This window comes from Burkholderia sp. HI4860 (assembly GCF_002223045.2).
In the GTDB taxonomy this organism is placed as follows: domain Bacteria; phylum Pseudomonadota; class Gammaproteobacteria; order Burkholderiales; family Burkholderiaceae; genus Burkholderia.
In genome coordinates, this window is sequence record NZ_NKFO02000001.1 from 1,079,286 (window position 1) to 1,092,731 (window position 13,446).

At 68.0% G+C, this 13,446-nt stretch carries 12 protein-coding genes; 9 read left to right on the plus strand and 3 right to left on the minus strand.

Features of this window, described 5'->3' with window-relative positions; all coding sequences use genetic code 11:
- Complete coding sequence (locus CFB34_RS04850) at positions 1 to 3,801, plus strand: DUF748 domain-containing protein (RefSeq protein WP_089441439.1); 3,801 nt, start codon at positions 1 to 3, stop codon at positions 3,799 to 3,801.
- A gap of 63 nt (positions 3,802 to 3,864) precedes the next feature.
- Here CFB34_RS04850 and CFB34_RS04855 read toward each other — a convergent pair whose 3' ends face one another.
- Positions 3,865 to 4,089 carry a hypothetical protein gene (locus CFB34_RS04855; RefSeq protein WP_027790361.1) on the minus strand — a complete coding sequence of 75 codons (225 nt, stop codon included), beginning with the start codon at positions 4,087 to 4,089 and terminating at the stop codon, positions 3,865 to 3,867.
- 311 nt (positions 4,090 to 4,400) lie between these two features.
- On the opposite strand from CFB34_RS04855, the gene CFB34_RS04860 reads away from it, so the two are divergent.
- Positions 4,401 to 6,080: an alkaline phosphatase family protein gene (locus tag CFB34_RS04860; protein ID WP_089441441.1), complete on the plus strand. Its 1,680-nt coding sequence runs from the start codon at positions 4,401 to 4,403 to the stop codon at positions 6,078 to 6,080.
- A 94-nt stretch (positions 6,081 to 6,174) separates the two neighbouring features.
- Here the strand turns inward: CFB34_RS04860 and CFB34_RS04865 are convergent, their stop codons facing one another.
- Positions 6,175 to 7,071 carry a LysR substrate-binding domain-containing protein gene (locus CFB34_RS04865; protein WP_089441442.1) on the minus strand — a complete coding sequence of 299 codons (897 nt, stop codon included), beginning with the start codon at positions 7,069 to 7,071 and terminating at the stop codon, positions 6,175 to 6,177.
- Positions 7,072 to 7,232: 161 nt separating this feature from the next.
- Between CFB34_RS04865 and CFB34_RS04870 the strand changes: the two genes are divergently transcribed.
- The 7 genes from CFB34_RS04870 to CFB34_RS04900 all read left to right on the plus strand — a co-directional run bounded on the left by CFB34_RS04870 (position 7,233) and on the right by CFB34_RS04900 (position 12,476).
- A complete protein-coding gene (locus CFB34_RS04870; RefSeq protein WP_089441443.1) occupies positions 7,233 to 8,084 on the plus strand; it encodes an ABC transporter permease subunit in 852 nt (283 codons plus the stop codon).
- 7 nt (positions 8,085 to 8,091) lie between these two features.
- Positions 8,092 to 9,135, plus strand: coding sequence for an ABC transporter ATP-binding protein (locus tag CFB34_RS04875; RefSeq protein WP_089441444.1), 1,044 nt, complete (start codon positions 8,092 to 8,094; stop codon positions 9,133 to 9,135).
- Between the two features lie 26 nt (positions 9,136 to 9,161).
- Positions 9,162 to 10,250, plus strand: coding sequence for an extracellular solute-binding protein (locus CFB34_RS04880; RefSeq protein WP_089441445.1), 1,089 nt, complete (start codon positions 9,162 to 9,164; stop codon positions 10,248 to 10,250).
- Positions 10,251 to 10,260: 10 nt separating this feature from the next.
- Positions 10,261 to 11,094, plus strand: coding sequence for an ABC transporter permease subunit (locus CFB34_RS04885; RefSeq protein ID WP_089441446.1), 834 nt, complete (start codon positions 10,261 to 10,263; stop codon positions 11,092 to 11,094).
- Positions 11,087 to 11,620 carry a TIGR00725 family protein gene (locus CFB34_RS04890; protein WP_089441447.1) on the plus strand — a complete coding sequence of 178 codons (534 nt, stop codon included), beginning with the start codon at positions 11,087 to 11,089 and terminating at the stop codon, positions 11,618 to 11,620. Before CFB34_RS04885 ends, CFB34_RS04890 begins: the two co-directional genes overlap by 8 nt.
- A gap of 122 nt (positions 11,621 to 11,742) precedes the next feature.
- Positions 11,743 to 11,937 (plus strand): YqaE/Pmp3 family membrane protein, encoded by a 195-nt coding sequence (locus tag CFB34_RS04895; RefSeq protein WP_089441448.1) that lies wholly within the window; start codon positions 11,743 to 11,745, stop codon positions 11,935 to 11,937.
- A 254-nt stretch (positions 11,938 to 12,191) separates the two neighbouring features.
- On the plus strand, positions 12,192 to 12,476 hold the full coding sequence (locus CFB34_RS04900; RefSeq protein ID WP_089441449.1) for a helix-turn-helix domain-containing protein: 285 nt from the start codon (positions 12,192 to 12,194) through the stop codon (positions 12,474 to 12,476).
- 64 nt (positions 12,477 to 12,540) lie between these two features.
- Here CFB34_RS04900 and CFB34_RS04905 read toward each other — a convergent pair whose 3' ends face one another.
- Positions 12,541 to 13,446 carry a LysR substrate-binding domain-containing protein gene (locus tag CFB34_RS04905; RefSeq protein ID WP_242808566.1) on the minus strand — a complete coding sequence of 302 codons (906 nt, stop codon included), beginning with the start codon at positions 13,444 to 13,446 and terminating at the stop codon, positions 12,541 to 12,543.

Below are 13,446 nucleotides of genomic sequence, written 5' to 3' on the forward strand. Positions count from 1 at the left end.
ATGGCAAGCGCAGACAAAGAAACCGTACCCTCCACCCTCCATGCCCTCGGTGGCGTTGCACGCTCGCGCCGGGCCCGGCGCATCGGCATCGGCCTGCTGATCTTCATCGTTTTATTCGGACTGCTGGGGTTCTTCGCGGCGCCGCCGCTGATCCGCCATATCGCCGAACAGCAGTTGAGCAAGCAGCTCGACCGGCCCGCCACGATCCAGCGCATCGCGCTGAACCCGTACACGCTGAACCTCGAAGCCGACGGCATCCATCTCGGCGACAAAGGCGGGCAGGGCGACTTCATCGACATCGCGAAGCTCGTCGTGCGGCCGTCGTGGTCGTCGCTGTTTCGCGGCGCGCCGATCGTCAATGAAGTGCGCCTCGACTCGCCGCGCTTTCATATCGTTCGCTACGACGCGCAACGCTTCAACTTCACCGACCTGATCGAGAAGTTCTCGACGCCGTCGCCGAAACCCGAAAGCAAGCCGACGCAGTTCTCGGTGTCGAACATCCAGGTCAACAACGGCCGGATCGATTTCGACGACCGTCTGCTGAACGAACAGCACGTCGTCGACAACTGGACGCTCGGCATTCCGTACATCGCGACGCTGGCGTCGAAGACCGACATCTTCGTCGAGCCGAAGCTGCGCGCGCGCTTCGACGGCAGCCCGATCGCGATCGACGGCAAGACCAAGCCGTTCGCGCAGTCGCGCGAATCGGAGATCGCGCTGAAATTCGACGGCCTGGACGTGCCGAAGCTGATCTCGTACGTGCCGGCGAAGCTGCCGGTGGCCGTGACGAGCGGCCTCTTGAGCAGCGACCTCGCGGTCAATTTCGTGATGAGCGGTGAGACGCCCGCGCTGCGCGTGTCGGGCACCGTCGACCTGAAGGACGCGAAGGTGACGGACCATGCGTCCGCGCCGCTGTTCGCCGCGCGCGGCGTGCACGTCGCGGCGGCCAGCCTCGAACCGCTGCGCAACGCGATGCATTTCGACGAAATCCGGATCGACCAGCCGGTGGTCGACCTGTCGCGCGACAAGCAGGGCGTGCTGAACGTCGAGAAGCTCGCCGGGCAGCCGGCAGCCGCCTCGAGGCCCGCCGAAGGCAAGCCGGCGGCGTCGGGCGCTTCCGCCGCTGCCGAAGCCACTGCCAGCGGGGCAAAGGCCGAAGCCGGCGCCGGCGCGAAGGAGGCGCCGCCGCTCGACCTGACGATCCGCCATTTCGCGATCGACGGCGGCACGGTCAACGTCGACGACCGCGTGCCGGCGACGCCGACCGCGCTGTCGCTCACGAAGCTCGCCGCGACGCTCGACGGCTTCACGATGCAGGGCAAGACGCCCGCGAAATACACGCTGTCGACGTCGCTGTCGCGCGGCGGCGACGTGACGGCCGAAGGCGCGTTCAATCTCGCGCAGAAGCAGGTCGAGAGCAAGCTGACGGTCGCCGCGCTCGCGCTGCCGGCGCTGCAGCCGTACCTCGGCGAGGCGACGCGGGCGCGCGTGCTCGACGGCACGCTCGGCGCGACCGTCATCGCGAAGGCCGACTGGGGCAAGACGCCGCTCGCCGCGCAGGTTGCCGACAGCACGGTCAGCCTGAAATCGCTGAAGATCGCGACGCCCGACGCGAAGGCGCCCGCGATCGTGCTGCCCGACGCGCACGCGAAGATCGCGAAGGTCGACGTGGCCACGCGCATCGCGGAAATCGCCAGCGTCGACGTCAGCGGGCTCGCGCTCGACGTGCAGCGCCTGAAGGACGGCAAGATCGACCTCGCGGCGCTGGCCGAACCCGCGCAGGCCGCGGTGCCCAAGCGCACGGTCGCGCGCAAGGCCGAGGCCGCCGCGCCGTCGTGGCATTACCGGATCGACGCGCTGAACGTGAAGGATTCCGCCGCGAACTTCACCGACCTGTCGACGCCGCGCCCCGTGAAGCTGGCGATCAAGCCGCTGGACCTGTCGGTGCAGAAGATCAGCGACGACATGACCCGGCCGCTGCCCGTGCAGCTGAAGGCGACGCTGAACCGCAAGGGTTCGCTGAACGTGACGGGCGACGTGACCGCGCAGCCGCTGAAGCTCGGCCTGAAGATCAACGGCAACCGCCTCGACGCGGCCGCGTTCGAGCCGTATTTCGGCAGTGCGCTGAACGCGACGATCGCCAGCGCGCTGCTCAACGCGCAGGGCAACCTGACGTTCGCACAGGTGAAGGGCGCGCCGCGCGCCACCTACCGCGGCGATGTCGCGCTGGTCGACGTGCGGATGCTCGACAAGGCGACCTCCGACCCGTTCGCGGGCTGGCGCTCGCTCGCGCTGACGAACCTGAAGGCGAACTACGACGAGAAGGGCACCGACGTCGATGCCGCGCGCGTGACGTTCTCGAACTTCTACGGCCGCGTGCTGCTCGACGCGCAGGGGCGGTTGAACCTGAAGGACGTGGTCGCGAAGGAAACGGGCCCCGCGCAGTCGCTCACGCGTGACGCGAGCAAGGGCGAGCCGGTGCCGTTGTCGCCGGGCGTGACGCCGCCGGCTGCCGCCCAGGCGGCTTCGGCCGCGGCCGCGCAGCAGGCATTGGCGCCGGCCGCCGCCTCGGCGACGGTGGTCGTGAAGGCCGCGCCGCCGCCGCAGAGCCCGGTGCGCATGCATTTCGGCGAGCTGCTGCTGCAGAACGGCCGCGTGACGTACACCGACAACTTCATCAAGCCGAACTACACGGCGAACCTCGTCGCGATCAAGGGCACGGTCGGCGCGTTCGGCACGGATTCGACGACGTCCGCGCCGGTCGACGTCGCCGCGAACCTCGCGGGCAACGGGCCGATCTCGATCAAGGGTTCGGTGAACCCGCTGATCGAGAAGCCGGCGCTCGACCTCACCGCGACCGCGCACGACATCGAGCTGACCAACCTGACGCCGTACTCGGCGAAGTACGCGGGCTATCCGATCACGAAGGGCAAGCTCAACGTCGACCTGCATTACGAACTGGCGAACGACCAGCTGAAGGCGAACAACCACATCTTCATCGACCAGCTCACGTTCGGCGACCATGTGGAGAACGACACGGCGACCCGGCTGCCGGTGAAGCTCGCGATCTCGCTGCTGAAGAACACGCGCGGCCAGATCGACGTGAACCTGCCGGTGTCGGGCTCGCTGTCGAATCCGGAGTTCAGCGTCGGCGGGCTGATCTGGCGCGCGGTGCTGAACCTGATCGCGAAGGCCGTCACGTCGCCGTTCTCGCTGCTCGCGCATGCGTTCGGCGGCGGCGGCGAGGATCTCGGCTACGTCGAATTCGCGCCGGGCTCGTACCAGCTCGACGACGCGCAGCAGAAGAAGCTCGACACCGTCGTGAAGATGCTGACCGAGAAACCGTCGATCCGCCTCGACCTGATCGGCCGCGTCGATCCGGCGAAGGACACGTCGGGGCTGGGTGACGCGTACGTCGAGCGGCTCGTGCGCCAGCAGAAGCTGAAGGATGTGATCGGGCAGGGCGAGAGCATCGACCCGATGTCGGTGAAGGTCGAGCCGGCCGAGTACAGCAAGTACCTGACGCGCGCATACAAGGCCGCCGACTTCAAGAAGCCGCGCAACGTGATCGGCCTGCAGAAGACGCTGCCCGACGCCGACATGAAGAAGGCGCTCGCCGAGCACGCGCCGGCCGACGACAACGCGCTGCGTGCGCTCGCGCAGCAGCGTGCACAGGCGGTGCGCCAGTATCTCGACGGGAAGATCGATTCGAGCCGCGTGTTCATCGTCGCGCCGAAGCTCGATGCGAAGGGCATCGAGGACAAGGGCGCGACGACCCGCGTCGACTTCGGCCTGCAGTAAGCAGGCCATCCGCTGCCGCGCCCGTTCATCCGTTCGGGCGCGGCGGTGCGTTTCCTTCAGCGCTCAGCGCGCGGCGATCGCCGGTTCCTCGCGCTTGCCCAGTTCCTTCTTCGCGGCCAGCGGCAGACGCGCGTCGTCCCACTGCGCCAGCCATTCGACTTCCTTCGCGGTGAACACCTGTCCGTAGTTGCGCAACGCGTACTGCAACGCGTCGACGACGTGGTGGCGAATGATTTCGGGGGTGCGTGCATCGTCCAGCACGAACCGGAGGGCTTCCAGGGTCGACATACTCGTGCTCCGGGTCAGGGAAAACCCTTTATCACACGCCAATAGTCGCGCGCCAAGCCGGAAAAAAAATCGTACGACCGATGACGCCGCGGACGGATCGACCGATGCACCGGCGGCGTGCCTGCAGTTGAGCGCGCCTTTCGCAATATGCGCCAGGCCACATTGCTTTGCGACCGATTCGTGTCACTTGCGATTGGTTACGTTTGATAGAAAACAGAAAGCCCCGCTTCATGCGAGCGACCCACGACGCGCCCATATTCTTGCGCGCCTGATGGCAAGTCACGCAGTTCAACGTCAATCGAAGAGGTGGGGTGATCATGTCTTTCCTTGGTAAGCAGCGGAAGGTGGTGGCGATGGTCGCGAGCGCGCTGGCGCTCGCCGGTGCGGGTGCGCACGCCGCGCAGCAGGACGACGACAGTCACGGCGAGGACCGCGGCCACGCGAGCCGCGTCGTGAAGCACGTGCTGCTGATCAGCGTCGACGGCCTGCACGAGCAGGATCTCGCGCGCTGCATCGGCGCGAACACGTGCCCGAACATCGCGGTGCTCGCGAAGAGCGGCGTGACGTACACGAATGCCTATACGCCGGGCCTGTCGGATTCGTTCCCGGGCCTCGCCGCGCTCGTGACGGGCGGCTCGCCGAAGACGGCCGGCCTGTTCTACGACGTGTCGTACGACCGCAACCTGTACGCGCCGGGCGATACGAGCTGCTCGGGCAAGCAGGGCTGGAACGTCGTGTTCGACGAGACGACCGGCATCGATGCCCAGAACGGCGGCGCGCTCGTCCACCTGAACGGCGGCGGCGCGTTCAACCCGCAGGCGATCCCGAACGCGAAGGTCAACGGCAAGTGCGTGCCGGTCTATCCGCACAACTACGTGAAGACCAACACGGTGTTCGAGGCCGTGAAGGCCGGCATCCCGAACGCGACCACCGCATGGGCCGACAAGCACGCGTGGGGCTACGACTGGCTGAACGGGCCGTCGGGCACCGGCGTCGACGACCTGATGCGCACCGAGATCAACTCGATCGACCCGGTGACCAAGACGAACTACACGGATGTCTATTCGCATACCGCGCAGTTCGACAACCTGCACGTGCAGGCGCTGATCAACCAGATCAACGGCCGTGACTCGACGGGCACGAAGAGCGCGCCGGTGCCGACGCTGTTCGGCGGCAACTTCCAGACGCTCAGCGTCGCGCAGAAGGCGCCGGTCGCGAAGGGCGGCGGCTATCTCGATGCGAACTTCACGCCGAACGGGCAGGTCGCGAACGCGATCACGTACGTCGACAACTCGATCGGCCATATCGTCGCGGCGCTGAAGCAGGCGAACCTGTATGCGTCGACGGCCGTGATCGTCACGGCGAAGCACGGCCAGTCGCCGACCGATCACACGAAGCTCGTGAAGAACGGCGACACGCTGACGAAGCTGCTCGAAGCGAACAACTACATCGACCCGAACGGCAACTTCGGCCAGAACAACACGACGACGGGCAACCTGAACGACGGCTCGGGCCTGGTCGACACCGGCTTCGTGCAGACCGACGACGTCGGCCTGATCTGGCTGCGCGACCGCAACCAGCGCACGGCCGTGGTGCAGACGCTGAAGGCGAACCTCGGCTGCAACGCGCCGGGGATCTGCGCGGACGGCCCGCAGGCGTACGTGCTGTACGGCGCGGCGCTCGCCGAGCGCTTCGGCGATCCGGCCAACGGCCGCACGCCGGACATCATCGTCCAGCCGAATCCGGGCGTGATCTACACGTCGAGCACGAAGAAGGACGAGGAGCACGGCGGCAACGCGCCGGACGACAGCCACCTCGGCCTGCTCGTGTCGTACCCGGGCCTGCATCGCGCACGCACGGTGACCGACACGGTCGGCACGAAGCAGGTCGCGCCGACGATCCTCGGGCTGCTCGGTGCCGACCCGCGCCTGCTGCATGCGGTGGTGGCCGAGGGCACGGAGGTGCTGCCGGGGCTCGGCATCCGCCGCTGACGGCGACAGCCGGACGCCGCTGCCCGGTGGTGTCCGGTGCGGCGGCGGGGCGCGCGGCCCAGCGCGTCCTGTCGTATGACGAATGCGGGCCGGCTTACGCCGGCGCGCATTCGTCCAGCATCCATTCCCTGAAGTGCCGCAATGCTTCGCTCGTCTCGAGGCGTTCCGGCGCATAGCACAGGTAGTGCCCCTGCGCGTCGACCTCGACGGGCGCATCGAACGGTTCGACGAGCGTGCCGGCCGCGAGATTGTCCGCGATCAGGAAACGCGGCACGAGCGCGAGCCCGAGTCCCGCCTGCGCAGCCTGGATCAGCACCGAATACTGTTCGAAGCGCGGCCCGGCGAGTGCGTTCATCTGCGTCGCGCGATGGCGTTCCGCCCAGGCGGACCACGCGATTTCCGCCTGCTCGTGCACGAGGCGCGGCGCCGGCGCGGCGTCGGCGGGCGTGCGCAACGCGTGCCGCTCGCCGAATTCGCGCGTACAGACCGGCACGAAGGTTCGCCCGTCGAGGTAATCGCTTCGCACCCCTTCCCATGCCCCGTCGCCGTAGCGGATCGCCGCGTCGAGCCCGAACGGAAAGATGTCGCCGTGCGCGAGATGGCGGCGAAAGCTCAGCGTGACGCCCGGCGCGACGGCCAGGAAGCGCGAGAGGCGCGGCACGAGCCACTTGGTCGTAAACGTCGGCACGCTGGCGATCGTCAGCAGGTCACCGTTTTCGCGCGCGCTCAGCAGTTCGATCGACGCGTTGCCGATCTCGCGCAGCGGGCCGGCGACGCGGGCGTGGTACACCTGTCCGGCACGCGTGAGCTTGAGGCTGCGCCCCTCGCGCACGAACAGCTTCACGCCGAACAGCGCCTCGAGATTCGCGATCTGCCGGCTGACCGCGCTGGGCGTCAGGCCCAGTTCGCGGGCCGCGTACGAGAAATTCAGATACTTCGCAGAACAGGTGAATGCGTGCAGTTCCGAGACGTTCGGATACAGGTGCTTCATCGCGACTATTCCTTCGGCGCACAGATCGATGCGGGCTTTGTACGTTTTTTTCATGACGATGCCATGTCGATTCCGCACACTGCGGCCATCCAGAAAACGCGTGACAGCCCCGCACGGCGGGCGTTGCGCGGTGTCTTCGTCTCCTGTCCGCGAGTGTTTCCATGCCTGCGTCTACCGCCCCGGCCCTGGCCGATGGTGTTCCGATTTCGCGTAACAGGCCGGTGCGTCCGAGTGCCGGACGCCTCTTGCTGCACGCGCTCGTCGCGGTGTTCGGGCTCTACCTGTTGCTGCCGATCGCGCTGCTGCTGATCGGCTCGGTGGGCCAGTCGTGGACGAACACGCTGCTGCCGACCGGCTTCACCTGGCACTGGTTCGCCGATCTCGCCGGAAATCGCAGCTTCACCCGCGCATTCGGCGTGAGCCTGACGGTGGCGCTGGCGTGTTGTGCGCTGAACGCCGCGGTCGGCCTGCCGCTCGCGTATGCGCTGCATCACCGTGCGCAGGCCGGGCGCGGCATGGCGACCCGCCTCGTGATGCTGATGCCGGTGGCCGTGCCCGCGCTGACGCTCGGCTTCGGCTATATCGCGATCTTCAGCGGCGACACGCTGCCGTGGCTCGGCACGCTGCCGCTGATGATCGCGGCCCACGCGGTGCTGACGCTGCCGTACCTGCTGCAGACGCTGCTCAGCGATCTGCGCCACCTCGGGCTCGCGCGCCTCGAGGCCTGTGCGGCGACGCTCGGTGCGACGCCGCTGCGCCAGTTCGTCACGATCGTGCTGCCGAACCTGCGGCACAGCCTGTTTTCGGGGCTCGTGATGGTGGCCGCGCTGTCGATCGGCGAATTCCAGATCTCGAACCTGATCGCGGGCTTTCGCTATCGCAACTATCCCATCGTGCTGCTGCAGGCGTTCTACGGCGCGTCGGGGATGGCGTGCGCGGCGACCGTCGTGCTGCTCGTCCTCGCCGTGCTCGCGACGCTCGTATCGGTCGGCACCGTGCAACGTATGAAGTGAGTCCGTCATGAGTCTCGAGTTCGAACACGTCAGTTTCCAGTATCCCGGCGCGCGACATGGCGTCGACGACGTCACGCTGTCCGCCGTGCAAGGTGAGCTGCTCGCGGTGATGGGGCGCAGCGGCTCCGGCAAGTCCACGCTGCTGCGGCTCGCGGCCGGCCTGCTCGACGGCGGCAGCGGCCGCATCGCGATCGGCGGCGCCGACATGGCCGGCGTGCCGGTGTGGCGGCGCGAGGTCGGCATGGTGTTCCAGCACTACGCGCTGTTCCCGAACCTGTCGGTGGCCGACAACGTCGCGTACGGGCTGAAAATGCGCGGCGTCACGGCCGATGCGCGGCGGCAGCGCGCGCGTGACATGCTCGAGCGCGTCGGCCTGGCGGCGCATGCGGAACGCGGCATCGCGATGCTGTCCGGCGGGCAGCAGCAGCGTGTCGCGCTCGCGCGTGCGCTCGTGATCGAGCCGAAGCTGCTGCTGCTCGACGAGCCGCTGGCCGCGCTCGATGCCGGCATCCGCCATCAGCTGCGCGACGAGATTCGTGCGCTGCAGCGCGCGTGCGGTGCGACGACGCTGCTCGTCACGCACGACCAGGACGAGGCGCTGAGCATGGCCGACCGCGTCGCGATCGTCGACGGCGGGCGCGTGCTGCAGGTGGGCGCGCCGCGCGACCTGTACGAGCGGCCTGTGTCCGCGCAGGTCGCGCGCTTCGTCGGACATTCGACGCTGCTGCGCGGCCGCGTGACCGCGCCCGACACGGTCGACGTGCGGTTCGCGACGCTGCGCGTCGAGACCGGCGGGCACCGGCCGGGCGCCGAGGTCGAGGTGCTGGTGCGGCCCGAGCACGTGGAGGCCGATCCGCCGGCGCACGGCGTGAACCGCATCGACGGCGCGCCGGGCGACGTGCGCTACTTCGGCGCGACGCAACGCTACGACTTCATTCCCGCCGGCTCGGCCGACCCGCTGCTGTGCGAAGGCCGCGTGCCGGCCACCCGGCGGATCGCGATCGACCCGGGCCATCTGCTCGTGCTGCCGGCCGCGCCGGACGCGCAATGACCCCTTTCATTCAACGGAGATTCCCGATGCCTGCAGGCCACCCTCTTGTGAAAACCCTACGCGCCGGCGTGCTGGCGCTCTGCGCGTTCGCGGCGCTGGCGGTCGCGCCGGCGCACGCCGCGCCGTTGTATCCGGGCGAGGACGCGCTGTATGCGAAGGCCGCCGACGAAGGGCTCGTCGTGTCGTTCGACACGGGCCCCGAATGGGCCAACTGGAAGGCGCTGTTCGCCGAGTTCCGCAAGCGCTATCCGAAGGTCGAGATCACCTACAACGACATCGGCTCGGCCGCGACCGTGGTGTCGCTCGACAAGTCGCGCCGCCGTCCGCAGGCCGATACCGCGTACTACTTCGCCGCGTCCGCGCTCGACGCCGAAAGCAAGGATGTCGTCGCGCCGTTCAAGCCGGTCAACTTCGACAAGCTGCCGGACGTGTTTCGCTCGGCGGACGGCCGCTGGTTCGCGGTGCACTCGCTGAACATCGCGTTCCTCGTCAACCGCAAGCTCGTGAAGAACGTGCCGCAGCGCTGGTCCGACCTGCTGAAGCCGGAGTATCGCAACGCGGTCGTCTATCTCGACCCGCGTTCGACCGGGCAGGGGCAGGTCGCCGTGTTCGCGGCCGCCTACGCGAACGGCGGCAGCGTCGAGAACCCGAAACCCGGCACGGAATTCTTCGGCAAGCTGAAGCGTGCGGGCAACGTGCTGCGCGTCGAAGGCACGACGCCTTATGCGAAGTTCGTGAAGGGCGAGATTCCGATCCTGATCGGCTACGAGAACGACGGCCTGAAGGCGAAGTACGTCGACGGCATGGGTGACGCGGCCGACGTCGTGATTCCGCAGGACGGCAGCGTATCGGCGCCGTATGCGATGAGCCTCGTGAAGAACGGCCCGAACCCGTCCGCCGCGCAGCTCTGGCTGAACCTGGTGATGAGCGACGTCGGGCAGGCGCTGTTCGCGCAGGGCTTCGTGCGGCCGGCCGTGCCCGGCACGCCGGTCGCGCCGGATGTCGCGGCGAAGCTGCCGAAGGCGCCGCAGGTGCGTCCGCTCGACGTGGCGAAGGCGGCCGCGCGCAAGGCCGAGGTCGACCAGCTCTGGTCGCAGGCGACGCTCGGCCAGTAAGGGGCACACGATGCAGACCTCCCTGGCGGAACGCGGCGCGCTGCGCCGCTTCGGCGCGGTGCCGGCGGCGGTATTGCTGGCGGTGTGCTTCGCGCTGCCGCTCGCCGCGCTCGTCGGCTCGGCCTTCACGGATGGCGGCCGTGCGTTCGGTGCGGTGCTGCGCGATCCGCTCGTCGCCGATGCGATCGCACATTCGCTGGCGCTGGCGGTGGGCGCCGGCACGCTGTCGGTCGGCATCGGCGTGCCGGTCGCATTCGCGCTGGCGGGGCAGTCGCCCGCCCGCCGCCACTGGACGCTCGCGCTGCTCGGCGTGCCGCTCGCGTTCTCCGGGCTCGTGATTGCCTACGGCTTCATCCTCGCGTTCGGCCGCGCCGGCTTCGTCACCACGCTCGCGGCGTCGCTGGGCGCGGACCCGACCGTGCTCGGCGGCGCGATCTACACGATGCCGGGGCTGGCGGTCGCGTATGCGTACTACCTGATCCCGCGGGTCGCGCTGATGATCTACCCGGCGCTCGCGAATCTCGACCGGCGGCCGCTCGAGGCGGCACTGACGCTCGGCGCGCGCCCGTGGCGTGCGTGGCTCGACGTCGCGTGGCGCGAACTGTGGCCGTCGGTCGCGTCCGCGTGGTGCCTCGTCACGGCAATCGCGCTCGGCACCTACGGCACGGCGCTCGCGCTGGCCGGCACGCAGATCAACATCCTGCCGCTGCTGATGTATCTGAAGCTGTCGGACGGGCAAACCGATTTCTCGCAGGCGGCCGTGCTGTCGATCGTGCTGACGGCGATCTGCACCTGCGTTCTTGCATTGGGGGAAGGCCTTGTACGGCAACGACGTCATGGATGAGTGGTCGGGGGCGGCGTGCGACGCGCTGGCGCAACTCGCGCAACGGCAGCGCGGCACGCGGCGGCACCGCATGCCGGTCGGCGTGATCGGTCCGCGCGAGGCGACCGACGAACAGATGCGGGTCGCGCAGCGGATCGCGCATGCACTCGCGGCGGCGGGTGTCGCCATCGTCGGCGGCGGCAAGCAGGGCGTGATGGAGGCGGCCGCGCGCGGCGTGCATGCGGCCGGCGGGTGCGCGATCGGGCTGCTGCCGGAGGACGATGCGACGCTCGCGAATCCCTACCTGAGCGTCGCGCTGCCGACCGGGCTCGGCATCACGCGCAACGCACTGGTCGCGCGGGCGTCGCTGTGCCTGATCGCGGTCGGCGGCGGGCTCGGCACGCTGTCCGAGATCGCGCTCGGGTTGCAGTGGGGCAAGCCGGTGTTCGCGATTTGCGACGCGCCGCGCGTGGCGGGCGCCGAATGCTTCGACGAAGCGGATCCGCTCGTGGCACGGGTCGCGCGGTGGCTGGCCGATTCGGCGTAGGCCGATGGGATGAGGTTGAGGCTTCTCGTCCGGGGATCGTCGGCAGCGGACTTGAAATGGCGCGGGCAACTCGCCATATTGGCGATGCACGAACCTTCAACGACGCCTCGAAAGGAGTCCAGATGCGCCTTTTGCTTGCCCTGCTGCTGCCGTGGTTCCAGTTCTTCACGATCGGCCGCCCGATCGCCGGGATCATCTGCCTGATCCTGCAAATCACGATCATCGGCTGGATACCGGCCGCGATCTGGTCGGTGTATGCGCTGAGCCAGTACAAGACCGATCGGAAGATCGAGGCGGCGTTGCGCGAGCGGCGATAGGTCGTTGAACGAGAATCCGAGCGCTTTCAGCACTGCCTGAAGTAACGGCAAGGATTCATGTTTCGGCAGAAATCTACATAAGTTGTATGTGCTATTCGTTGCAATTTGTATAGATTTCCACCGAAATGACGGTATTTCCAATAATTGACGACTTCTGATTTCAAGCTGGAGCACGATGTCCATGCCTTTCTGAAGCCGGGGCTCGAGCGGCTGGCGCGTGAGCGGGATGCGTTGCGCTAGGCACGGGTGACGCAATGGACAAACGCTATAACGCGCTGCCGCTTCCCGAACAGCTTTCGCTCCGACGACAAGCGATCGAAGACGTGCTCGCGCATCCCGAGTGGTCGTTGCGCGAATCGGTACATCATCTGAAGAAAGCGATGCGGCTGACCAGCGCGGAAATGGCCAAGCTCGCCGGTGTGTCGACGAAGACGATTCAGGATATCGAGCAAGGCCGCAGCGACGGGACGGTACAGACGATGAACCGCATCTTCGGCATGCTGGGATTGAAGCTCGGTGTGGTGCGACAGAACGCCTAGGTGGACGTGACGGTGCAGCCGCCTTGGGCTGCCTCATCGGTTCCTGCTTTCTACCCCTCGCCGGCTATCCCGGCGGCGCCCCCTCCAGCGCCTCCGCCCGCGCAAACAGCCAGTCGACGAACGTGCGCAGCGACGGATCGTCGTCGTCGCGATACAGGCAATGAAACGGCGGCGCTTCCAGGTGGACTTCCGGAAACAGCGCGACGAGCCGCCCTTGCTCGATGTCGTCGCGCACCACCGCGCGCGGTGCGAGGCACACGCCGAGCCCGCTTGCCGCAGCCTTGGTCATCAGGAAGAACTCGCGATAGAACGGCCCGCGCAGCGTCTCGGTGACGACCGAGCCCGCCTGATGGAACCAGTATTGCCACGCCTGCGGCAAACCCGCGTAATGCAGCAGCGGCGCGTTGCGCAGGTCGGCCGGCGTGCGCGCCTGGCCGAGCACCGGGTGGCCGGGCGCGCACACCGGCACCGCGACGGTCGCGAGCAGCGGCCGCGACACGAACCCCTTGCGGCGCAGCTCCGGCGTATAGCGACGAACCACGATGTCGCAGGTTTCGTCGAACTGGTCGCGCTCGTTGTCGGGCGTCGTGACGAGTTGCACGTCGATGTCCGGATGGTCGGCCTGGAACGCAGCCAGTTGCGTGAGCAACCATCCGTGCGCGAACGAGACGGACGCGTTGATCCGCACCGGATGGCCGCCGCCGGGTTCGAACATTTGCCCCGTCGCCTGAGCGAGCCGGCCGAGGCAGCTCGCGACGTCGACGAGGTAATGCCGCGCGCGCGGCGTGAGCCGCAACGAGCGTCCGTCACGCTCGAACAGCTTCTGCCCGAAGAACGATTCGAGCACGCGGATTTGCTGCGCGACCGCGCTCTGGGTCACGTTCAGCTCGTCGGCGGCGAGGGTGAGGCTCTGCAGGCGGCCGGCAGCTTCGAAGCTGCGCAGCGCGTTCAGGGGCGGCAATCGGCGCAT